The organism is Empedobacter sp. UBA5987, assembly GCF_002429865.1.
Taxonomy (GTDB): Bacteria; Bacteroidota; Bacteroidia; order Flavobacteriales; family Weeksellaceae; genus Empedobacter; species Empedobacter falsenii_B.
This window is the reverse complement of the sequence record NZ_DJBB01000063.1, coordinates 1-22,339: the sequence shown is the minus strand read 5'-3', so window position 1 is coordinate 22,339 and position 22,339 is coordinate 1. Positions and strand designations below refer to the sequence as shown.

General features: G+C 32.3%; 21 protein-coding genes. 12 read left to right on the top strand and 9 right to left on the bottom strand.

The features are described 5' to 3' along the window. Window positions 1-15: 15 nt before the first annotated feature. Both B3J26_RS10855 and B3J26_RS10850 read left to right on the top strand, forming a co-directional pair. Complete coding sequence (locus tag B3J26_RS10855; RefSeq protein ID WP_160279602.1) at window positions 16-177, top strand: DUF5522 domain-containing protein; 162 nt, start codon at window positions 16-18, stop codon at window positions 175-177. Between the two features lie 4 nt (window positions 178-181). Further along, a complete protein-coding gene (locus tag B3J26_RS10850; protein ID WP_084106931.1) occupies window positions 182-913 on the top strand; it encodes a DUF2911 domain-containing protein in 732 nt (243 codons plus the stop codon). Window positions 914-949: 36 nt separating this feature from the next. Here B3J26_RS10850 and B3J26_RS10845 read toward each other — a convergent pair whose 3' ends face one another. Beyond that, a complete protein-coding gene (locus B3J26_RS10845) occupies window positions 950-1,384 on the bottom strand; it encodes a potassium channel family protein (protein ID WP_280049537.1) in 435 nt (144 codons plus the stop codon). A 185-nt stretch (window positions 1,385-1,569) separates the two neighbouring features. Between B3J26_RS10845 and B3J26_RS10840 the strand changes: the two genes are divergently transcribed. Continuing rightward, on the top strand, window positions 1,570-3,189 hold the full coding sequence (locus B3J26_RS10840) for a glycoside hydrolase family 10 protein (protein WP_291074534.1): 1,620 nt from the start codon (window positions 1,570-1,572) through the stop codon (window positions 3,187-3,189). A 49-nt stretch (window positions 3,190-3,238) separates the two neighbouring features. Here the strand turns inward: B3J26_RS10840 and B3J26_RS10835 are convergent, their stop codons facing one another. From B3J26_RS10835 to tsaD, 3 genes are all read right to left on the bottom strand, one after another. Then, window positions 3,239-3,592, bottom strand: coding sequence for a hypothetical protein (locus B3J26_RS10835; RefSeq protein ID WP_038336316.1), 354 nt, complete (start codon window positions 3,590-3,592; stop codon window positions 3,239-3,241). Window positions 3,593-3,763: 171 nt separating this feature from the next. Beyond that, on the bottom strand, window positions 3,764-4,471 hold the full coding sequence (locus tag B3J26_RS10830; protein WP_291074532.1) for an RsmE family RNA methyltransferase: 708 nt from the start codon (window positions 4,469-4,471) through the stop codon (window positions 3,764-3,766). After that, on the bottom strand, window positions 4,471-5,490 hold the full coding sequence (gene tsaD, locus B3J26_RS10825; RefSeq protein WP_219034198.1) for a tRNA (adenosine(37)-N6)-threonylcarbamoyltransferase complex transferase subunit TsaD: 1,020 nt from the start codon (window positions 5,488-5,490) through the stop codon (window positions 4,471-4,473). Before tsaD ends, B3J26_RS10830 begins: the two co-directional genes overlap by 1 nt. A gap of 63 nt (window positions 5,491-5,553) precedes the next feature. On the opposite strand from tsaD, the gene B3J26_RS10820 reads away from it, so the two are divergent. The 7 genes from B3J26_RS10820 (at window position 5,554) to B3J26_RS10790 (ending at window position 17,649) form a co-directional block, all read left to right on the top strand. Then, on the top strand, window positions 5,554-10,149 hold the full coding sequence (locus tag B3J26_RS10820) for a translocation/assembly module TamB domain-containing protein (RefSeq protein ID WP_291074529.1): 4,596 nt from the start codon (window positions 5,554-5,556) through the stop codon (window positions 10,147-10,149). A gap of 212 nt (window positions 10,150-10,361) precedes the next feature. Continuing rightward, window positions 10,362-10,832, top strand: a complete 471-nt coding sequence (locus B3J26_RS10815) for an Lrp/AsnC family transcriptional regulator (RefSeq protein ID WP_038336320.1) — start codon at window positions 10,362-10,364, stop codon at window positions 10,830-10,832. Between the two features lie 33 nt (window positions 10,833-10,865). After that, a complete protein-coding gene (locus B3J26_RS10810) occupies window positions 10,866-11,567 on the top strand; it encodes an NUDIX hydrolase (RefSeq protein ID WP_038336322.1) in 702 nt (233 codons plus the stop codon). A gap of 9 nt (window positions 11,568-11,576) precedes the next feature. Then, a complete protein-coding gene (locus tag B3J26_RS10805; protein ID WP_219034200.1) occupies window positions 11,577-12,059 on the top strand; it encodes a hypothetical protein in 483 nt (160 codons plus the stop codon). Between the two features lie 207 nt (window positions 12,060-12,266). Further along, on the top strand, window positions 12,267-13,682 hold the full coding sequence (locus tag B3J26_RS10800) for an L-serine ammonia-lyase (RefSeq protein WP_291074527.1): 1,416 nt from the start codon (window positions 12,267-12,269) through the stop codon (window positions 13,680-13,682). A gap of 263 nt (window positions 13,683-13,945) precedes the next feature. Further along, window positions 13,946-15,835: a DEAD/DEAH box helicase gene (locus B3J26_RS10795; RefSeq protein WP_038336326.1), complete on the top strand. Its 1,890-nt coding sequence runs from the start codon at window positions 13,946-13,948 to the stop codon at window positions 15,833-15,835. 116 nt (window positions 15,836-15,951) lie between these two features. Further along, on the top strand, window positions 15,952-17,649 hold the full coding sequence (locus B3J26_RS10790; protein ID WP_219034202.1) for an AMP-binding protein: 1,698 nt from the start codon (window positions 15,952-15,954) through the stop codon (window positions 17,647-17,649). A 66-nt stretch (window positions 17,650-17,715) separates the two neighbouring features. On the opposite strand, the gene B3J26_RS10785 is transcribed toward B3J26_RS10790, so the two are convergent. The 3 genes from B3J26_RS10785 to B3J26_RS10775 all read right to left on the bottom strand — a co-directional run bounded on the left by B3J26_RS10785 (window position 17,716) and on the right by B3J26_RS10775 (window position 18,799). Next, complete coding sequence (locus B3J26_RS10785) at window positions 17,716-18,042, bottom strand: hypothetical protein (RefSeq protein WP_115000004.1); 327 nt, start codon at window positions 18,040-18,042, stop codon at window positions 17,716-17,718. Next, on the bottom strand, window positions 18,032-18,376 hold the full coding sequence (locus tag B3J26_RS10780) for a phage holin family protein (RefSeq protein WP_115000006.1): 345 nt from the start codon (window positions 18,374-18,376) through the stop codon (window positions 18,032-18,034). Before B3J26_RS10780 ends, B3J26_RS10785 begins: the two co-directional genes overlap by 11 nt. Window positions 18,377-18,439: 63 nt before the next feature. After that, entirely contained in the window at window positions 18,440-18,799 is a 360-nt protein-coding gene (locus B3J26_RS10775) for a YtxH domain-containing protein (protein WP_125350224.1), read from the bottom strand. 100 nt (window positions 18,800-18,899) lie between these two features. Between B3J26_RS10775 and B3J26_RS10770 the strand changes: the two genes are divergently transcribed. Next, complete coding sequence (locus B3J26_RS10770; protein ID WP_291074524.1) at window positions 18,900-20,102, top strand: pyridoxal phosphate-dependent aminotransferase; 1,203 nt, start codon at window positions 18,900-18,902, stop codon at window positions 20,100-20,102. 13 nt (window positions 20,103-20,115) lie between these two features. Next, window positions 20,116-21,135, top strand: coding sequence for a UDP-N-acetylmuramate dehydrogenase (gene murB, locus B3J26_RS10765; protein ID WP_291074522.1), 1,020 nt, complete (start codon window positions 20,116-20,118; stop codon window positions 21,133-21,135). A gap of 26 nt (window positions 21,136-21,161) precedes the next feature. Here the strand turns inward: murB and B3J26_RS10760 are convergent, their stop codons facing one another. Together B3J26_RS10760 and B3J26_RS10755 are read right to left on the bottom strand one after the other, a co-directional pair. Beyond that, the gene (locus tag B3J26_RS10760) at window positions 21,162-21,473 is read right to left on the bottom strand and encodes a hypothetical protein (protein ID WP_219034206.1); all 312 of its coding nucleotides are present in this window, start codon (window positions 21,471-21,473) and stop codon (window positions 21,162-21,164) included. Between the two features lie 4 nt (window positions 21,474-21,477). Further along, window positions 21,478-22,269 (bottom strand): cobalamin-binding protein, encoded by a 792-nt coding sequence (locus B3J26_RS10755; RefSeq protein WP_219034207.1) that lies wholly within the window; start codon window positions 22,267-22,269, stop codon window positions 21,478-21,480. Between the last annotated feature and the right edge of the window lie 70 nt (window positions 22,270-22,339).

The window sequence follows — 22,339 nt, the reverse complement described above, 5'->3', positions numbered from 1 at the left end:
TTCACAGCATTAGAAATGAAAAAGTTTGAAGAAGGAGATTATTATTTATCTCCAGAAGGTTTCAGAATATTTACTGAACAATATCTAAAAAAAAGAGGATATTGTTGCAAAAGTGGATGTAAACATTGTCCGTATGGATACGACAAAAAAACAGATAAAATAAAGAATAAGAAATAATTATATGAAAATAACATCAACAGTTTTGGCTTTGTTAATAGGGAGTTGTGCTTTTGCGCAAATGAAATTTCCTGCGGTAAGTTCTCATGCTGAAGTTGAGCAAAAAGTAGGTTTGACAGAATTTGAAGTTGAATATAATCGACCAAATGTAAACGGAAGAAAAGTATTTGGAAAATTGGTACCGAATGGAGAAGTTTGGCGAACTGGTGCGAATGAAAATACGGTCATCAAATTTGATAAACCAATCAAAGTGAATGGACAAGAGTTGGCTGCTGGCGAATATGCGTTGTATAGCATTCCGAATAAAGAGGAGTGGGAGGTAATTTTTTACAAAGACACGAAAAACTGGGGAAATCCGAAAGAGTGGAAGGAGTCGAATATCGCTTTGAAAGTGAAAGCTCCGTCAACAAAATCGATGAACAAGACAGAAACGTTTGAGATTCGTTTTACAAATGTGACGCAAAAATCAGCGAATTTGGTATTAGCTTGGGATAACACAACGGTTGTTTTGGATATTGAAACGAATACAATTAACGAAGTTTTAAAAATGATTGGAGATCAATTGAACGAAAATTCTTCTGCAAGAGATTTTTACAATTCGGCAAACTTCTATTATTCGAATAAATTGGATCGAAATCAAGCGTTGAAATGGGTCAATACAGCTTTAGAAAAAGATGCAAATGCGCCAGATTATTACAAAGAATTGAAAGTTAATTTGGAAAAAAATAAATATTAATTAAAAATCCCTTCAAAAATTTTTGAAGGGATTTTTTTATTGAGTAATATTCTTCTTTAAGATAATTTGTAGGTAAGAAAACATCAACGCAGTTGACCAGCCTACCATCATAATTCCGTTTATAGCTTCTAATCCAGCCATAATTTTCCATTCGCTATCAATCACAACATCACCGTAACCAACGGTTGTAAAAGTGATTAATGAAAAATAGATTGCTTCTTGAAAACTATATAAATTGTCAATATTTGGATTGAAATAAAAAGTAGCCGCCCAAATTGTACATTGTGCACCGTGCAATAAAGTCAAGAAAGATACTGAAATTGCCATTTGCCAAAGCACTTCACTAAACGTTAATCGTTGTTTTTTGAGATTATATTTATGTAGATATTTTAGCGAATAAACCGTAACAGTTGATTGTAAAATAACATTTACACAAATAATCAATACGCCAAAACATATAATTAGAAACATATTTTTATCAATTATAGATGAGTACAAAAATGTAAAGAATAAAATTTATAGAACACTTTTTGAAGCGAAAAATTTTGTAAATTTAATAGAGAAGGAAAATCTAGATATCCTAAATATTTGATAAAATCTGGATTAATAAAGCTTTATTACTAATTTTGTAACGCTAAAAATACATATTTCAACGAATGAAAATTAATTTTAAATATATTTTGATGTGTTTCGGAATAGCTACAATTGGCTTATCTTCGTGTGCTTCAAATAAAAATTCGAAAAAAATAGTTTATAAAAAAGTAGAATCTAAGCAGCCTATAAAACCTGTCGAATCTACGAAGTCAACCATTGCTACTACGCCAAAAACTGAAATTCCGAACAAGAAAGATGAAGTTTTTACAGTAAAACTACCTGAAGTAAATCGTGAGTTTCGTGCAGCTTGGGTAGCTTCTGTTGCAAATATTAACTGGCCTTCTAAAAAAGATTTGACAACAACGCAACAAAAAGATGAAGCAATAAAGTTGTTGGATATGTTAGAAGCAAACAATTTTAATGCTGTTATTTTTCAGGTTCGCCCAGCGGCAGATGCTTTGTATAAAAGTAATTTCGAACCTTGGTCTTACTTTTTAACTGGAGAAGAAGGTAAGGCGCCTTCGCCATATTATGACCCGTTAGAATTTTGGGTGGAAGAAGCACACAAACGTGGAATTGAGTTGCATGTTTGGTTAAATCCTTACAGAGCGCATCACAGTAGTGGAGGTCCAGTGACAAACGAATCGATGGTGAAAAGATCGCCAAGTAATGTGGTGAGATTGAAAAATGGCATGTATTGGTTTGATCCTGCTGACAAAAAAACGCAAGATCACGTTTCGGAAGTTGTTCGTGATATCGTTTCGCGTTATGATATTGATGGTGTTCATTTTGATGATTATTTCTATCCATATGCATCGTATAATGGTGGTGCAGACTTTCCAGATAATTCAACTTGGAATGTTTACAAGAATAATGGAGGAATGTTGTCGAGAGCAGATTGGCGTCGTCAAAATGTGAATACAATTATTGAGCGTATTTATAAAGAAATCAAAGCAGAAAAACCTTTTGTAAAATTTGGTATTAGTCCTTTTGGAATTTGGAAACCAGGATATCCTGCTGGAATTACAGGTTCTTCGCAATATGATGAATTGTATGCAGATGCAAAATTATGGTTGAACAAAGGTTGGGTTGATTATTTTTCGCCACAATTGTATTGGCCAATTAATTCGACAGGACAAAGTTTTCCGAAATTATTAGAATGGTGGAAATCAGAAAATACACATAACCGTCATCTTTGGCCAGGTTTGAATACGGTAGAAGTGAAAGTTTCAGATAGAACAACTGAGATTACAAATCAGGTAAAAATGGCTGGAGAGATTTTGCAAAATAATGTAGGTGTTATTCACTGGAGTATTGCTGGATTAACGAAAAATCCTTCGATGTTGAGTTATCTAAAAGAAGGTCCATACAAAACCAAAGCTTTGGTGCCAACTATGAATTGGATTAAGGCAGATCGTTTGGCAAAACCAAGTTTGTCTGTAAATGCAAAAGCATCAGAAGTTGTGATGAATTGGAACGATTATAAAATGAATTCGAATGTATCGAAATGGATTTTATACACACGTTACAACAACGATTGGGAAACGTCTATTTTGGATAAAACCAAAACAAACCAAACAATTTTGAAACACAAAGATGGTAAAAGTTTAACAGCAGTTGCACTAAAAGCTGTCGATCGTTTAGGAAACGAAAGTGATTACGTTGCTCAAAAAATTAATTAAGAATTGAATTTCTCTCAATATAAATCCTCAACATAAGTTGAGGATTTTTTTATTTTTTTCTCTTTAAAATATAATAAAGCGCATCGTTATCATTTTCTTTTGATGTGTAGGCAAACTGAAATTCATATCCGTTTTCAGACATAAAATTCAACGCATCAATCATCGAATTGAATTTCACTGAAATTCCGCGTTCATCTTTTATTTTCAAACCATTTTTCAGTGAAAAAGATTTGGTTTCTTGTCCAAAATCCAATCGAATATTCATTTTTGTACTCAAACCTCGCCCAGTTCCAATAATCTGTACATAATCAACATTGATATCTTTAATCGGAACATCATTTACAGTTTGCGCAACCGAAAAATTACCGATGAATAATCCCAAAATAAGTGCTAATTTTTTCATAAGTTTTAAATTTTGATAAAGATATTTATTTTCGAATGAAAGAAAAAAGCTGTTTCAAAAGACTAAAATTAGTCATGTCATTTCGACGCATGGAGAAATCTGTAATTTAGATTTCTCATTTCACTACGTTTCATTCGAAATGACATTTTTGAAACAACTTTCTTAATTATATTATTTCAATCCCCAATCAACAGCAAAAACAGCTTGTAAAGCTGCAGTTTCAGTACGGAAACGTTGATGTCCAAGACTAATTCCTGTAAAATTATGATCTTCTGCAGCGAAAATTTCATCTCTCGAAAAATCACCTTCAGGACCAATCATAATCAAAATTTTCTGCGGATTATTTTCCAAAACTGTTCGTAAAGGCGTACGTTCAATATCCGCTTCGCAATGCGCAATACATTTCGTGAAACCTTCAAAATCCTGTTTGATAAATTCATTGAATTTTGTCAAATCATTTACTTTTGGCAAATACGCTTTCAACGATTGTTTGGTTGCAGATTGTACAATTTTTTCAATTCGTTCAATCTTAATATTTTTTCGTTCCGAATGAAAAGTTTGCAAAAATGTAATTTCATCAATACCAATTTCGGTTGCTTTTTCCAAGAAAAATTCCAAACGTTCCATTGTTTTAGTTGGTGCAATTGCAATGTGCAAATAGTAATTTTTTTGCTCGAAATTTTCCTTTAAATCAATTACTTTTCCTTCAACTGCTTTTTTAGAAATCGACGTAATTTCAACTTGAGCCAAATTTCCTTTTCCATCTGTCACGTGCACCAAATCGCCTTCATTTCCGCGTAAAACTTTTGCAAAATGATGACTTTCTTCTTCGTTGAGAATAGCTGTGTCATGATGAATTTCTCCAAAAAATAATTTCATTAAATATGGTATTTAGCTACAGATTTCGCTGTGTTTTCTGTAAATAACTCTTGATCAAATTTTAAACTTCCAACCATTGCAATCATCGCTGCATTGTCTGTTGTATAAGCAAATTTTGGTATAAAAGTTTTCCAACCAAATTCAGTTTCTCCATCTTTTAATCGTTGACGAATTTCAGAATTTGCAGAAACTCCACCTGCAATTGCAATTTGTTTAATTCCAGTTTCGTCCGATGCTTTTTTTACTTTTTCCATCAAAATATTTACGATAGAACGTTGAATAGAAGCGCACAAATCATCAATATTTTCTTCTATAAAATTTGGATTTGCTTTGACCTCTTTCTGAATAAAATATAAAATTGACGTTTTGAAACCGCTAAAACTAAAGTTTAAACCATCAATTTTTGGTTTTGCAAATTTGAATTTTGTAGGATCTCCAATCTTAGATTTTTTGTCAATAATTGGACCTGCAGGATATGGTAAGTTTAAAATTTTACCTGCTTTATCAAAAGCTTCACCAGCTGCATCATCAATTGTTTCACCTAAAATTTCCATCTCAAAATAACTGTTGATTTTCACGATTTGTGTATGTCCACCAGAAACAGTCAAACATAAAAATGGAAAAGTTGGTTTTTCGTCGTTGGCATCTTCAATAAAATTTGCCAAAATATGTGCTTGCATGTGATTAACCTCAATCAACGGAATATCCAATGATTGACTGAAAGATTTCGCAAAACTTCCGCCAACCAAAAGCGATCCCATCAATCCTGGACCACGCGTATACGCAATTGCTTTAAGTTCTTCTTTGTTAATATTTGCCTGTTTTAGGGCTTGATCTACGACGGGAACAATATTTTGTTGATGTGCTCTCGAAGCTAATTCTGGTACTACGCCACCATATATTTCGTGAATTTTTTGGCTTGCCACAACATTAGAAATAATTTTATTTCCGTCAATAATTGCTGCGCCTGTATCATCACAAGAAGATTCTATGGCTAAAATGTAGTTTTTATCGCTCATAATTCCTTGTAGAATAAAATTTATAACTTATTTTTACCCTGCAAATATCGTAAATTTAAACCATTGAAAATAGTCAGACGAATAGGAAGATTTTTATTGTCGTTGATTATACTCGTTTTAACCCTTGTTTTAACAGTAGCAATCGCAATACAAATCCCTGCGGTACAGACAAAAATAGCTCACTTTGCGTTAGAAAAATTAAATAAATCGCTGAACACACAAATGTATGTGGATTCGGTGGATATTGATTTTTTTGGACGAATATATTTCCATGGCGTTAAGATAAAAGACGATCATAAATATGATTTTATGAAGTCGAAAACCTTGGAAACGACAATTAATCTTTGGACACTTTTGCCAGGAATCAAAAAAGATCATATTGATTTGAGTGAGGTAAAATTGATTGAACCCGAAATTCGTGTGATTACGTACAAAGGCGATTCGATTTCGAATTTTATCAAATTTGTCAATGGTTTTAGTTCTGATAAACCAAAAGATCCGAAAAAGATTTTCAAATTGGATGGAGATTTTATTTTGGAAGATGGTAAAGTTTCAATTGTTAATCAAAATTCTGGAAATGTTTGGTTGGATTCGAAACAACTGAATTTGACGGTTAAGAAATTTCGATTAGTTGATTCTGATATTACGGCTGATTTAGAAAACTTCTGCTTTGTTGCGACAAAAAATAAAGAAACGTATAACGTACAAAACTTTACAGGAAAAGTTCATTATTCGAAAAAAGAAATTCGAGTTGGGAATTTAAATTTACGAACGGATACGTCTGTTTTAAACGGAAATTTATTATTGAGTTACAATCAACCTTCGGATATGTCTGATTTTAATAATAAAGTTCGTTGGGACGTTTTTTTTGATCGAGGATCTAAAATTAATTTTAAAGAAATTCGCTATTTCACTGATTTATTTGATAAAAATTCTTCGGTTGATTTATATGGAAAAGTAAATGGAACCCTGAATAATTTAACATTTACAGATTTCGAATTGAAAGGAGAAGATAATTATGTTGGTGCTTCTCGTTTACAATTGCAAGATGTGACACATGGTTCTTCGCTAAATTTTTCGACAAGAAATGTAAAAATCAATACATCCTATCAAAAAATTGTAAAGTTACTTCCAACCTTTGTTTCTAAGAAAATTCCGAATATGTTGACTCGTTTTGGAAACTTAAATTATCGTGGTGATATTTCATTAAATCCAAATGAAATTCATGCGAATGGTTACGCAGTTTCTGGACTTGGTGATGCTGATATTAAAGCTCAAATTAGGAATTACAAAGATGTAAAATCGTTAATTTATAAGGGAACTTTAGATGCGAAAAATCTTAATCTTCGTCAATTAACAAATGCAAAAGATTTGGGTTATGTAAGCGGAAAATTTAGATTTGATGGAAAAGGAACTGATCTAAAAAATATCAATTTAAATTTAGATGGAAATCTTCGTTACATCGATTTGATTGGAAAAAGATATCAAAATATTACAGTAGATGGCTTGGTCAAAAATTATCAGTTTAATGGTTTATTTGATATCAAAGATCCTAATCTAAATGCACAATTGAACGGAAAAATTAACTTCAGTGGAAAACCATATGATTTTGATTTTACATCAAACATTCGTCAAGTTAATTTAGATTTTCTTGGAGTTACAAAAAATCTAAATGCAATAGTACGTGGCGATGTTGAAGGGAATTTTAAGCTGACAAATATTAATGATTTTAGGGGAAATATTGATGTCAAAAATCTTTATTTCCGTTCTAAAAAAGATACGTTAGAATTGGCTCATGTTATGTTGAGTTCTCAAATAGATGGTTCTCATAAAATTATGACATTAGATGTGCCAGATTATATGAAAGCCACTGTTGATGGGAAATTTAATATTACAGAAGTTGCAAATGTTATCAATAATTCGCTTGTAGATTTGGTGCCATCTTTTCGTCATAAAAAAGTTTCGCCAAATCAGGCTTTTTCGTTTGATGTTTATGTGCAAGAAAATTTATTACAATATATCGATCCATCGATTTCTATTGAGCCAGATACACATGTTAAAGGTTATATTGATGGTACGAAAAATCAATTGGAAGCGACATTGGATACTCCAGGTATAAAATATGCAGGAATTCAATTGTTTCAGTCGAATGTTAATCTAAATACAATTGCAGAACTACCAACGTTGAATGCGAAAATTGATAGTATGAAAGTGAGTGGAGTTACGATTAATGCGATTAACGTAAATTCGATTCCGAAGAATGATACAATGATTGTCAAAACAGATTTTAATATTGGTCGTAAGAATCCAATTTTATTTAATCTAAATCTTTTTCACACAGTTCAGAATAATAATGATTTGATTTTTGGATTTTCACCTTCGACAATACAAATAGATTCGACACAATGGACAATTAATCATTTGAATGATGCAAATTCTAATCGGGTAATTTTTAATCGAATCAATAAATCATTAAAAGTTGAAGATTTGTCATTAGAATCGGAAGAACAATATTTAAAAGTAAGTGGTTTATTTAATAACAATGTAGATTACAATTTCAATGCTGATTTTAAAGATTTGCATTTAGAAAAAATCATTCCTAAAACATTATTGAATAATCTAAAAATTGTCGGTATAGCGAACGGTAAAGTAGATATTATTCGTACAAAAGAAAAGTTAGAACCAACACTTGAAGCTAAAATTGATAAGTTAGGTTTAAATGATTTTGAGCTTGGTAATTTGACTTTACAAGGAGGTTATAATGTAGCGGATAAACAATTTAATTTTGAAACAAGTTTACAGAAAGAGCAAATTCAATCGTTGGTTGCTTATGGTAATATTATTAATAAACCAACAGGTCCTGAAGTCGATGTAGATGCCAATTTTGATGAGTTTCATATCGATTTCTTAGAAGGATTCTTAAAATCTGTTTTCTCTAATATGCGTGGAACGTTATCTGGTGATTTAAAAATTACTGGACCAATTGATTTACCAAATCTTAGCGGAAATATGATTGCAAAAGATCTTGGATTAAAAGTTAATTTCTTAGGAACAGATTATTTATTTGAAGGAGAAAATGAATTACTTGTTTCGAAACAAGGAAAAGGACAAGGGATTATTATGTTGAATGATATTGCGTTCAAAGACACAACTTTCAATACAAAAGGAAAAGTTGATGGAGCAATTCTTTTCCGCAACTTATCTAAATGGGGTCTCAACTTAGATTTTGATACCGATAATTTATTGGTGATGAACACATCTATTAAAGACAATGAATTGTTTTATGGAAAAGTATTTGCGAAAGGAAATGTATCTATGTTTGGTGCGGTAGAGGAATTGGAGATTGCTGGAGATGCGACAGTGGTTGGAAATTCTGAGTTAACGATAAATACAGGAAGTACAACAATTGAGTCAGAAAATAATTTGGTACGTTTTGTTCCTAACCAACATCTAGATGAAAAATCGAAAAATAACGAGCCTCACGCACCAAAAGGAATGTCGATAGATGTCAACATCAATGCGTATCCAAATGCGATGGTGAATTTGATTTTTGATGCAGCTACAAATGATAAAGCAACAGCGCGAGGAACTGCAGAAAATCTTAGATTCTTAATGAATAAAGCAGGATTGAGTATTACAGGGGTATATAATATAGAAAGTGGAACATATGAGTTTAGACAATTTCCGCTGATTCCAAAAGATTTTAAAATCAAAAAAGGATCTTCGGTACAATTTGCAGGAAATCCACTTGATGCAACGCTTAATATTACAGCTGAATATCAACGTTCGGTGTCAAATGTTGGAGACTATTTAGGTGTAGGATATTCGCAAATTTATGATGCTCTCTTATCAATTAATATTTCTGAAACGTTGAAAAAACCTATTATCGATTTTGGATTAACAATTCCTAATGCAGGTTCGGATATCAATTCGCAGTTACAATCAAAATTCCGTTCAAATACAGAAGAACAGATGCTTCAGTTTAGTTATATCTTATTGACAGGTAAATTTGGTGATGCTTCGGCTGTTCAATCTGGTGTAACAAGTACAGCTGCTGATATTGGTTTATCGACAATTGCGGGTATGTTGTCTTCTATTGCGAACAATGTAGATATACAAATGGAGTATGTCGGTGGTAGTGCGCAATCGGAGACAAATGATAAAATTAGAACTTCTGTTTCTTATCGGGTTAATAATCGTTTAAGTTTACGTGGTTCGTATGGAATTGCGGTTACAAATAATAGAAATGTACAAGAGAACTTCGATGGGAATTTTGATGTTTCTTATGATATCTCGAAATTAAACAATGGATCTTTGGTCTTAAAAGCATTTACAAAACCTACAACTTTCGGTTTATTGCCAGGAATGGAAAATAACTTAAATCAAAGTTTCGGAGTAGGAATTCAGTACAACAAAAGCTTCGATACGTTTAGAGGATTTTTAGGTTTAGATGAAAATAAACGAAAAGCAAAAGCTAAAAAAGAAGAGCAACAGCAAGAAAGATTTGATTCGATTGTACTTCCGAAACAGTTTAAAAGTGAGGAAAGAAGAATAGATTCTACTCGTCAAACTACAAAAGATACGGTCAAAGTTACGTATCAAAAAAGTACTCAACCTAAAGTGGAACAAAAACGTCGTGGTTTAGTCAAAATTAAATAAAAAAAAATGAGTTTATTGTGGTTAGACAATAAACTCGCGCAAACAAACAAAAGTGATTAGTTCTTTCTTTTTTGAACTATTATTATAACAAAAGTAAAATATTAAATAAATCATTAAAAAATATTTTGAAGTTTGTTTGTTTTATTTATAATTTTGCTAAAAATTAATTCGATTTTTTATTAAAATAATAATAATAATCAAAAATTAGGAAAATGAATTACATAATTGATGATGTTGATAAGAAAATTTTGATGTATTTGATTGACAATACAAGAATGCCATTTACAGAAATTGCAAAGAAAATGAATGTTTCTGCTGGTACTATTCACGTACGTGTCAAGAAATTAGAGGAGGCTGGAATCATCAAAGGAACTACACTAATTACAGATTATGATAAAATGGGTTATCAGTTTGTTGCGTATGTAGGATTGTTACTTACAAAAACAAACAAAACTCAGAAAGTGATAGATGAATTATATAAAATTCCTAACGTAACAGTGGTTCACGTTGTGTCTGGAAAATATAATATTTTCTGTAAAATTCGTGCAAGAGATACTTCTGATGCGAAAGATGTTATCTACAAAATTGATCAAATTGATGATGTATTGAGAACAGAATCTATGATTTCGTTAGAAGAATCTTTTAACGATAAAAATAGATTGATGCATTCAATTTTTCATTAAAAATAAATTTCAATTTATTAATCATCCCACAAAATGACAGACGAAGAAAAAGAAAAATATTTTCAGGTCGCTCTATGTTCAAGTCTCGTACTTTTCGGGTTTGATGGAGAAGATCTCAAAATATTGGTGTACAAAAAACTAAACGACCCTTTCAAAGGAGCATTGGTTTTGCCAGGAAAATATATTGCGCCAACGGTAAGTAACGATCAAGCAATTCACGAATTGTTGATTGAGAAAATTGCTTACGATGAGCATCAAACATATATTGAACAATTGAAAGCTTTTACAAAAGTTTTTCGTAATCCATTAGGACGTGTTGTAAATGTTGCTTATTATGCTTTGGTTAAGTTGACACCTCAAATAGAGGAAAAAGTGAAAACACAAGGTGGAGAATGGTATGCTTACGACCGTGTTCCGGATTTGGCTTTTGATCATAATGAGATTGTAAAATATGCAAAAGAGCGTGTAAAACGTCGTGTGAAGCGTCGTCCAGTAGGGTTCAACTTACTTGGAGATGAGTTTACAATTGCGCAATTGCAAAGTTTGTATGAAAAAGCCTTGAATCGTGAGTTGGATAAACGTAACTTTAGAAAGAAAATCTTTAATTCAAATTTAATTATCGAAACTGGTAATACAACAGATCCTAAACAACATCGTAAAGTATCTAAATTGTATCGTTTTGATGAAGAAAAATACGAAAAATTGAGTTTGAAAGGATATGATTTCTTATTTTAAAATAAAGCTATGACAGATCAAAAAGTAGAACAAAATCAAGAACGTGACGATATTTTTGACACAAAAGTTTTAATGTCGGATAACACCAAAACAAAAGATTTGAAACACGAAGGAAACAAAACATCATTCCTTTTCAAGTCAATGATCTTTATAATGGTTTTCTTGATTTTGAGTATTCTTTATCGTGGTTATCAATTATTGGTGACAAATGATTATTTGTTCCGCCAAATGATGAACGAAGATGCGCCAGAAATGCCAAAATGGTATCCAATTTCGACTCTTGTTTTAGGAGTTATTGCATTGATAGGTATCTTTTTAGTGAAATCTTATAAAAGAATTGGTGTATATATGGTTGTGACATCATTATTTGTGTCAGCAGCAATGCAGCCCGAATTTATGGCAGATGGAACACTTTTTACCATGTTTACATTATTTGTGTTTATAGGTTATGGTTTAGCGATTATCTATCCATATTGGCACAAGTTTAAATAAAAACTTAATAAAGTCTAGAAAAGAGGTTACAATTAGTTGTGACCTCTTTTTTTGATGCTAAATAATTTGTGTTAATATCATTCAATATGAATATTTTAAGCTTATTAATTGTTTAAGTTGATAAAAAAACTGCTTAAATAAAGCGAATATGAGAATTTAACGGCTATATTTGTCTTGTGTGGAAATAATATAAATTAAAAGTACAAAATGGATTGTATTTCAGTATTTGATATGCTCAAAATTGGCGTTGGTCCTTCAAGTTCGCATACTTTAGGTCCTTGGCGCGCTGCAGAAGCTTTTCTGAAAGAATTAGATGCTGCATCTATCTTTAATAAAATTACAAAAGTTCGTGTAGATTTGTATGGCTCTTTATCACTTACGGGTAAAGGACATGCAACTGATTATGCAGTAATGTTAGGGCTAAGCGGTGCTGATCCTGAATATATTCCTGTTGATGATATTTCGAATATTATTAATACGATTAATACAAATAAGCAATTAAATTTTGGAAATAAATTTTTAATTGATTTTAATCCTGAAACTGATATCGTTTTCAATCGTGAGTTTTTACCTTTTCACGCTAATGGCATGATGTTTACAGCTTTCTATGAGAACGAAGAATTATCTTCTACGTTTTATTCGATAGGAGGAGGATTTATTACAAAAGAGGATGATAGAGCTACCAATACAGATGTCACTTGTGCTTTTCCATATTTATTTAATACATCAACAGAGTTGTTAGAATTTTGTTCAAAAGAAAATAAATCGATTTCTGAAATAATGTTCGAGAATGAAAAAACAATCCGAACTGAAGATGAAATTCACCACGAATTAATGCGTGTTTGGAATACCATGTTAGAGTGTATGTATATTGGTTGTCATACAGAAGGTATTTTACCAGGCGGATTGAACGTGAAACGTCGTGCTTACGATATGCACAAGAATTTGGTTGGAGCAACACCTTATTCTAATCCACAAGAATGGATTGCTTCAATCCGAAAAACCAAAGTATATTTTCGCGAAATCTTGAAATGGGTGAGTTGTTTTGCTCTTGCTGTTAATGAAGTAAATGCTTCGTTAGGTAGAGTTGTAACAGCGCCAACAAATGGAAGTGCAGGAGTTATTCCAGCAGTTTTGATGTATTATTTGGTGATCGAAAATCATAAAGCTGGTCAAAAAGAGATTGAACAATTCTTAACAACAGCAGGAGTTATTGGTTCTATTTTTAAGAAAGGAGCAACTATTTCTGCGGCAATGGGAGGTTGTCAAGCTGAGATCGGTGTATCTTCAGCTATGGCTGCAGCTGCATTATGCGAATTAATGGGAGGAACTCCTGCGCAAGTAACAATGGCTGCCGAAATTGCAATGGAACATCATTTAGGTTTAACATGCGACCCGATTGGTGGTTTGGTACAAATTCCTTGTATCGAGCGTAACACAATGGGAGCGATTAAAGCGATAAATGCAGCAGAATTAGCACTGGATACAGATCCGTTGACTGCGAAAGTTCCGTTAGATAAAGTTGTGAATACGATGTGGGAAACTGCAAAAGATATGAATAATAAATACAAAGAAACTTCTGAAGGAGGTTTGGCAGTTGCTGTAAATATTGCAGATTGTTAGTAACTTATTTATTATCAGTAAAATAATATTATGTGTATTAATTGTAAGGATTATGAATGTGTGTTGTGTATTTCAAAAATAATCCTTACATTTGCACAGCCTTTTAGAGTTAAGGTACGGATGTTAAAGAATATTCATTTAGGGATTTTTTAGGCTGCTCAGCCATTTAATTTTATTCTTTCATATCTGTTGGTTAAATAATTTAAAATAAAACCGTGATATGAAATATAAATGAATTTCATTATCTCGGTATCGTATCTAACATGATTACATTCAAAGAATTAGGACTTCAAGAAGAAATCCTAACTGCAATTGAGAAAATGGGCTTCGTTAACCCATCTCCAATCCAAGAAAAAGCTATTCCTCAAATCCTTTCATCAGATCAAGATGTTATTGCATTGGCGCAAACAGGTACAGGAAAAACTGCAGCATTCGGGCTTCCGGTTTTAAATCAATTAGACAGCAATTCAAAATCAGTACAAGCAATTATTTTGTGTCCTACTCGTGAATTATGTTTACAAATTGCAAAAGAATTAGAATCTTTTTCTGCAGATATGCGTGGAGTACGTGTACAGGCAGTTTACGGTGGTGCTGACATCGTTAAACAAATTAGAGGATTAAAAGATAATCCGCAAATCGTTGTAGGAACGCCAGGTCGTACAATGGACTTAATCAAACGTGGCGCATTAAAAATTAATGACATCACTTGGACAGTTTTAGATGAGGCTGATGAGATGTTGAACATGGGATTCCGTGACGAAATTGATTCTATCTTAGAAACAACTCCAGAAGAAAAACAAACTTTATTATTCTCAGCTACAATGCCTTCAGAGGTTCGTCGTATCGCTTCAGAATATATGCACAATCCAGTTGAGATTGCTGTAAGTAAAGTAAATACTGCATCAAAAAATATCGAGCATCACGTTTACTTAGTACGTTCTTCTGATCGTTACTTAGCTTTAAAACGTTTGGCCGATTATTACCCAAATATTTATGGTATCGTTTTCTGTAGAACTCGTCGCGAAGCGAAAGACGTAGCAGATAAATTGATGCAAGATGGTTACAATGCAGACGCATTACATGGAGATTTATCACAATCACAACGTGATCACGTGATGGAGAAATTCCGTAACCAAAACATTCAAATCCTTGTTGCAACAGACGTTGCTGCTCGTGGTATCGACGTAAATGAGTTGACTCACGTAATCAACTTCAATTTACCAGATGATCCAGAAGTTTATGTACACCGTTCAGGACGTACAGGACGTGCAGGTAACAAAGGAATTTCTATCATTATTTCAGGAGGTCGTGAAGCGCGTAAAATTAGAGATTTAGAAAAATTAATTGCTTCTAAAATCGAACCTAAAAACGTACCAACTGGAGCAGAAATCTGTGAAAAACGTTTAATTTCTTTAATCGATAAAATCGAAAACATCGAAGTTGATGAAGAATTAATCGAGCCTTACATGGAAACTGTAAACGAAAAATTGGCAAACTTAGATCGTGACGATTTATTAAAACGTTTCATGACAGTTGAGTTCAATTCTTTCTTAGAATATTACAAAAACACGAAAGATATTTCTTCTGAAGGAGATCGTGGTGATAGAGGAGATCGTTCTTCTAATCGTCGTGGAGGTCGTGATTTCTCTCGTTTCTTTATCAATATTGGTCAAAAACACAACTTACGTGTTCCAAATTTAATTGGTTTAATCAACGAGCAAACTCGTAACCGTAACATCGAAATCGGAAAAATTGAAATTTTACGTAATTTCTCTTTCTTCGAAGTTGATACACAATTCGAATCATTAGTGTTAGAATCTTTCAAAGATGCACAGCGTGATGGTGTAGATTTAGATGTTCAAATCTCTAAACCAGAACCAAGACGTGGTGATGGTGAGCGTCGTGGAGGAGATCGTCGTCGTAATGACAGAGGAGGAGATTCTCGTGGACGTGGTTTCAATAGTCGTCGTGATAATGACCGCGAAAGAAGTGGAGGTTATCGTGGTGGAGATCGTGATCGCGGAGGAGACAGAGGTGGATTCCGTGGAGGAGATCGTGACCGTGATTCAAGAGATTCTAGAGGTGGAGATCGTGGTGGTTACCGCGGTGGAGATCGTAACAGAACAGGAAATTCAAGAAGAGGTAGAGATTAATATATTCTCAACAAATAATAACAAAAAGGATGATTTTATTAAATCATCCTTTTTTTATTCATAAAACTTCTGTTTGAATAAATAATTTTTCTATATTTATTCAAAACCACAAATAAATGACAGTACAAGAATTGTTTAGCTCTATTCGATTATCCATCGAAGAAGAGAATTATACGCAATTAAAACAGATTAAAATTTTCAAACCAGAGAAATTCAATTGGGTGAAGGATATTTTTGAGCCTTATAATGTTGCTCAATTAGGAACTCAAAAAGGTTTAATTTGGAAGTATAATGAAGAACGAGAAGATTATACTTTTCAGAATTTAGCTGATAAATACAATCAATTTTTAAACTATTTAAGAAACAAAGGAATTGTACAAGGAGACAAAATGTTTTCTCAAGTTCCATTATTACCGATTACTTGGATTGGTTATTTGGCTTCTATCAAAGGTGGATTAATTATTATTCCAGCCGCAACAACTTTAGAAGCAAGGGATTTAACGTTTAGATTCGAGTCTTCTTTTCCAGAAGTTGCTTTAGCAGATCAAGCAAATGCATCGAAAATAGATGAAGCAGAAGCAAAATTTGATAAAAAGATTAAGGTAAAATTAATCACAGAAGGCGAGCGAGAAGGTTGGATAAATATCAATGAGTTATGGAAAGAATCTATTCAAGCTGAGGCTGCAGATACAAAACCAGACGATGATTTATTCTACTTTTTTACTTCAGGAACGACAGGAATGCCGAAAGTTGTGGTGCATACGCATTACACTTATCCGCTTGGAGGTTTCACGACTTCTTCTTGGGTTGGAATGAAAAAAGGTGATTTACATTATAATATTTCTCAACCAGGTTGGGCGAAATTCTTTTGGAGTAGTTTTTTTGCTCCATGGAATATGGGTGCGACAATTTTGGGTTATCATTCAGATAAATTTGTTCCGAAAGAACAATTACAAACCATTCAAGATTTGGGTGTAACAACTTTTTGCGCACCACCAACAGCTCTGCGTGTATTGATTTTAGAAGATTTGAAAAGTTATGATTTCAAACTTCGTCAATGTGTTGCAGCTGGTGAACCGCTTAATCCAGAAATTATAGATGTCTGGAAAGAAGGTACAGGAATTACGATTCGTGATGGTTATGGACAATCAGAATCAACTGCGATGATTGCGAATTTGCCAAATGAGAAGATTAAATATGGATCGATGGGAAAACCTGCGTTTTTATACGATATTGTGATTGCTGATGATGATGGAAATATTGTACAAGATTGCGAAGAAGGAAATATTTGTGTTGTGCATAATGAAGAAACCATCAATGGAATTTTCAAAACTTATTTGATTCAGAAAGATAAAATGGCGAAAGTTTTCAAGCATGGATTATATTATACAGGAGACAAAGCTTATAAAGACGAAGATGGTTATGTTTGGTTTGTTGGGCGTGATGATGATGTGATAAAAGCGTCTGATTTCCGTGTAGGACCATTTGAAGTAGAAAGTGCTTTGTTAGAGCATGATGCCATTATGGAAGCTGCTGTTGTGGCAAGTCCGCATGATTTGAGAAGTAATGCTGTAAAAGCTTTTGTTATTTTAGCACCTGGAAATGAAGCTTCGGAAGAATTAGCAAAAGATATTTTTAGATATACAGAAGAGCATTTAGCACGTTACAAAATTCCACGTATTGTGCAGTTTGTGGAGAGTTTACCAAAAACAATTTCAGGAAAAATACGTCGAGTGGAATTGCGTAACCAAGAAGCTGTTGATAAAAAGAATAAAACGATTATACCAAACGAATATTTTCACGAAAAATATTAGTCGAGCTTAAAATTAACACACAAAAAAACCACTTCAAACGAAGTGGTTTTTTAATATCAAATAATTTTATAATTTTTCTTCTATATATTCCTGAATTTTATTCGTAATAATTGGAACCGCTATCATAATCAATCCAGAAATTAAAATTTTTGTAATTCCCTTCATTGGATATTTTTTTGAAGCTTTATCTCCAGCCCAATTTAATGCACTTTCAACTTTAGAAGAAGTAAAACTTGTATCGGATTTTAAGTTTGTTACAAGATTAACTGCTTTATTTACAAATGAATTTTCATGTTTATTTTCAGCAACTTTCATTTGTAATTTTAGTTTACGTTTTGCCATTCGCAAATCGTCTAAATTTTTTATCGCAGACATTTGTTCTTTATTCTTCATCGTCGTCATCTTCCTGGTTAGACATAGCTTCCATCGCGTTTTCTACGGCAATATTTGTCAAGAAAAGTTTTAATTTCTTTCTAAATAGAATAGAAAAAACCATCATTAAGAAATAAATTCCAGTTACAGCAAGAAAACCTAATCCTGTATCATTAAAATAACCTCCCAAAATAAATCCTAATGCTAAACTTCCTAATAATAATAGAAACAAAGAAAATACGGCAATAATTAATACATAAATACCGCTCGCCAACATATTACTCAGCGAATCTACGAGATCGTATTTAGCTAAAGTTATTCTATTATTAATATAAACTTTTAGTTCATTAAACATAAAATTGATTTATTTCAGACAAAGTTAATTATAAATTTTAAGGAATGTTGTATTTCGAAGAAATTAAACTCCTACGTTTTCTTGAAATTCGTCTTTTAAATCTTCTTTTGTTTGGTTTGCTTTAGATTTTAAATCTTTTCCAGCTTCTTTCGCTTTTGCTACAAACTCGTCTTTTTGTTCTGCTAATTTTGATTTTACTTCGTCTAATTTAGCTTCTAATTCTTTTTTTGTTTTTTTCGCTTTATCAGAAAAATCATTCGCGTATTTGTCTAACTCTTTTTTGTATTTGTCAGCTTCTTTTTTTAATTTTTTGCGAGTGTCTTTCCCTGATTCTGGCGCATATAATAAACCTACTACTGCTCCGATTGCTGTTCCGATTGCTAAACCTGCTAATAATTTAGTTGCATTATTTAATTTACTCATAATAAAGTTTTTTTTGAGATTAAACGTTTTTTATATTTACACTTTAAAATTACAAAAACAATACCAAAGAATTCAAATCAAATTTTAAAAATTACAATAAATGTTAATATTATCTGAAAAATCACAAAATATGCCAGCTTCTCCAATCAGAAAGTTGGTGCCATACGCAGATGCAGCGAAAAAAAGAGGAACGAAAGTTTATCACTTAAATATTGGACAGCCCGATATTGAGTCGCCAAAAGCTGTTTTAGAAGGATTGAAAAATTTTCCTTCAAACATTATTTCTTATACGCACTCAGAAGGAACGTTGGAATATCGCCAAGCTTTGGCAGATTATTTTACAAATCGAGGAATCGAATTAACACCAGAAAATTTTATTGCAACATTAGGAGGTTCGGAAGCTTTATTATTTATTTTCGGAATTATTGCAAATCCAGGTGATGAAATTATTATTCCAGAACCTTTTTATGCAAATTATAACGGATTTACATGTGAAAATGATGTAAATATTGTTCCAGTTCCATCTACAATCGAAAATAATTTTGCTCTACCATCTGTTGAGGAGTTTGCGAAAAAAATTACAGATAAAACACGTGCAATTTTAATTTGTAATCCTGGAAACCCAACTGGATATGTATATTCGAAAGAAGAATTAAATCAATTGAAAGAATTAGTTCTTAAACATGATATCTATTTAATTTCGGATGAAGTTTATGCAGAATATTTATATACAGAAGAAGAATTTACATCTGTTTTAAGTTTTCCAGAACTGAAAGATAATGCAATTGTAATTGATTCAGAATCGAAACGTTTTTCTTTATGTGGAGCACGTTCTGGAGCTTTGATTACACGTAACGAGAAATTCTTAAAAGCTGCAATGTTATATGCACAAGCGCGTTTAAGTCCTGTTGAAATTTCTCAATACATTGCAACTTTAGCCCACAGAAATGTTGGAACTTATTTCGAAGATTGTCGTACAGAATATTTAAAACGTCGCAATACATTAGTTGCAGGTTTACAGCAAATTCCGGGAGTGGTTTGCCCAAATCCAAAAGGGGCTTTCTACTGTATGATTCAATTACCAGTTGATAGCGCAGAGAAATTTGCAATTTGGTTATTAGAATCTTTCTCGTCAAATGGAGAAACAGTAATGTTGGCGCCAGGAGCAGGATTTTATTCAACTCCAAATTCAGGAATTCAAGAAGTTCGTTTGGCTTATGTTCTGAAAGAAGAAGATTTGGTTCGTTCTGTTGAAATCTTGAAAGAAGCTTTAGAACAATATCCAGGAACAATTAAATCATAAGAAAAATAAGAAGATGGAAATCATCGAAAATTATTCATTAAAATTATATAACACATTTGGAATAGAAGCAAAAGCAAAATATTTTGCTGATGTTGCGACTATTCAAGATTTGCGAAAAGTGTTGGTTTTTCGTCGTCAAAAAGATTTACCGATTTTATTTATTGGTGGAGGAAGTAATATGCTTTTTGTAGACGATTTTCCGGGAATTGTGTTAAAATTGAATTTGAAAGGAATCGAAATTATCAATGAAGATGATGATTTTGTGTACGTAAAAGCGCAAGGAAGCGAGAATTGGCACAATTTTGTTGAATGGACGTTGCAAAATGATTTTGGAGGATTAGAAAATCTTTCGTTGATTCCTGGAAATGTTGGTACGGCGCCGATGCAAAATATTGGTGCGTATGGCGTTGAGGTCAAAGATTATATTGAAGAAGTTCAAACATTAGTTTTGGAAACGGGTGATGAGCGTACTTTTACAAATGAAGAATGTCATTTTGGTTACCGCGAATCTGTTTTTAAAAATGAATTGAGAGGTCAATATGTCTTGGTGGCAGTTACGTTTAAACTGACAAAGAAAAATCATAAACTTCATGTTGATTATGGTGCAATAAAATCTGAATTGGAAAAGGAGCAAATTTTTGATCCAACGATTCAAGAAATTAGTGCAGCTGTGATCAAAATTCGTCAAAGTAAATTACCAGATCCTTCGCAAATAGGGAATTCGGGAAGTTTCTTTAAAAACCCTGTGATTTCGAATGAAGAATTTGCTGAGATTGAAAAACTTCATCCAGAAATTTCTCATTTCAAAACTGATTTAGGTGTAAAATTAGCTGCTGGTTGGTTAATAGAACACGCAGGTTGGAAAGGAAAACGTTTTGGAGATGCGGGAGTTCACGACAAACAAGCTTTGGTCTTGGTGAATTATGGAAATGCAACAGGACGCGAAATATATGATTTGTCTGAACGAATTATAGAAGATGTGAAAGCCAAATATGGCGTAACATTGGTTAGAGAAGTCAATATTATACAATAAATTAAATCCCGCTTTCAGCGGGATTTTTATTCTTCTTCTTTATTGATTTTTAATTTAGAAATTCCAATTATTAATATAATTCCGAATGCTATGTATAAAAGTTTTTCGAGAATATTTGTTACTATATTTAGTTCATAAATTGAAACACCAAGATATTCTTTTATAGATAATCTTATTATTGATAATAGTAATATAGAAATTGTTATGAAAATTAGATAATTACTAAAACTTATTTTTTTTCCGTGAGCAACAATAGAAATAATTAATAATAAAATATCGAATACGAAGTGAAGGACTAAAATTACTTTAGTATACAAAATTAAAAAATCCGGATCCATATATTTATTTATAATTTGTAATAATCTCCACAATTTTATCCAAACCATCGGTTAAAGCAGCAGGACCAGGTTGTAAAATCAATTCAGATTTTATTTCGTATAAATGATTTTGTTGAACTGCTTTTACATTTTCGAAACCAATACGTTGTTTTACTTTTTCTGGTTTGAACATTTTACCACACCAAGAACCAATAATAATTTCAGGGTTACGTTCAATCACTTGTTCAGCCAACAAAATACGATCTTTAGCCAAAGCTTTATTTTTGAGTTCTGGAAAAGCTAATTTTCCTCCAGCAATTTCTATCAAATCATTTACCCAAGCGCTTCCCGAAATAATTGGTTCGTCCCATTCTTCAAAAAAAACTGTTGGATGATAGGGAAGGAGAGCAGCTTGTTGTTTTACTTCTTCGAGTTTCTTTTCATAAGATTCAACTAATTTTAATCCTTTATCTTGGCAACCAATCAATGAAGTAAATTGCACAATCATATTTAAAATTTCATCAACTGTTCGGTGATTAAAGATAAACACATTGATTCCTCTTCTAATTAATCCTGCTGCAATATCTGCTTGTAAATCCGAATATCCTACAACTAAATCTGGTTTCAAATTGATGATATCTTCAAATTTAGCATCTAAAAAAGTTGAAACTTTAGGTTTTTCTTTTCGTGCTTGTGGCGGACGATATGTAAATCCACTAATTCCTACTAAACGATGTTGTTCATTAATGTTATACAGAATTTCAGTTCCTTCTTCGGTTAAGCAAACAATGCGTTGAGGATATCGATTTGATGACATTTAATTATGATTAATAATAACTAAAATTAAGATTAAAATATGTAAAATAAAAAGAGGCTGTCTCAAAAGG

Bases quoted from the DNA above. Each gene is read 5' to 3' on its own strand.
- B3J26_RS10835 (WP_038336316.1), bottom strand. From the start codon at position 3,592: ATGAAAAAATTAGCACTTATTTTGGGATTATTCATCGGTAATTTTTCG.
- B3J26_RS10795 (WP_038336326.1), top strand. From the start codon at position 13,946: ATGATTACATTCAAAGAATTAGGACTTCAAGAAGAAATCCTAACTGCA.
- B3J26_RS10790 (WP_219034202.1), top strand. From the start codon at position 15,952: ATGACAGTACAAGAATTGTTTAGCTCTATTCGATTATCCATCGAAGAA.
- B3J26_RS10805 (WP_219034200.1), top strand. From the start codon at position 11,577: ATGACAGATCAAAAAGTAGAACAAAATCAAGAACGTGACGATATTTTT.
- B3J26_RS10770 (WP_291074524.1), top strand. From the start codon at position 18,900: ATGTTAATATTATCTGAAAAATCACAAAATATGCCAGCTTCTCCAATC.
- B3J26_RS10850 (WP_084106931.1), top strand. From the start codon at position 182: ATGAAAATAACATCAACAGTTTTGGCTTTGTTAATAGGGAGTTGTGCT.
- B3J26_RS10760 (WP_219034206.1), bottom strand. From the start codon at position 21,473: ATGGATCCGGATTTTTTAATTTTGTATACTAAAGTAATTTTAGTCCTT.
- B3J26_RS10775 (WP_125350224.1), bottom strand. From the start codon at position 18,799: ATGAGTAAATTAAATAATGCAACTAAATTATTAGCAGGTTTAGCAATC.
- B3J26_RS10815 (WP_038336320.1), top strand. From the start codon at position 10,362: ATGAATTACATAATTGATGATGTTGATAAGAAAATTTTGATGTATTTG.
- B3J26_RS10830 (WP_291074532.1), bottom strand. From the start codon at position 4,471: ATGAAATTATTTTTTGGAGAAATTCATCATGACACAGCTATTCTCAAC.
- B3J26_RS10845 (WP_280049537.1), bottom strand. From the start codon at position 1,384: ATGTTTCTAATTATATGTTTTGGCGTATTGATTATTTGTGTAAATGTT.
- B3J26_RS10810 (WP_038336322.1), top strand. From the start codon at position 10,866: ATGACAGACGAAGAAAAAGAAAAATATTTTCAGGTCGCTCTATGTTCA.
- B3J26_RS10780 (WP_115000006.1), bottom strand. From the start codon at position 18,376: ATGTTTAATGAACTAAAAGTTTATATTAATAATAGAATAACTTTAGCT.
- B3J26_RS10840 (WP_291074534.1), top strand. From the start codon at position 1,570: ATGAAAATTAATTTTAAATATATTTTGATGTGTTTCGGAATAGCTACA.
- B3J26_RS10755 (WP_219034207.1), bottom strand. From the start codon at position 22,269: ATGTCATCAAATCGATATCCTCAACGCATTGTTTGCTTAACCGAAGAA.
- B3J26_RS10785 (WP_115000004.1), bottom strand. From the start codon at position 18,042: ATGAAGAATAAAGAACAAATGTCTGCGATAAAAAATTTAGACGATTTG.
- B3J26_RS10800 (WP_291074527.1), top strand. From the start codon at position 12,267: ATGGATTGTATTTCAGTATTTGATATGCTCAAAATTGGCGTTGGTCCT.
- B3J26_RS10855 (WP_160279602.1), top strand. From the start codon at position 16: ATGAAAAAGTTTGAAGAAGGAGATTATTATTTATCTCCAGAAGGTTTC.
- tsaD (WP_219034198.1), bottom strand. From the start codon at position 5,490: ATGAGCGATAAAAACTACATTTTAGCCATAGAATCTTCTTGTGATGAT.
- murB (WP_291074522.1), top strand. From the start codon at position 20,116: ATGGAAATCATCGAAAATTATTCATTAAAATTATATAACACATTTGGA.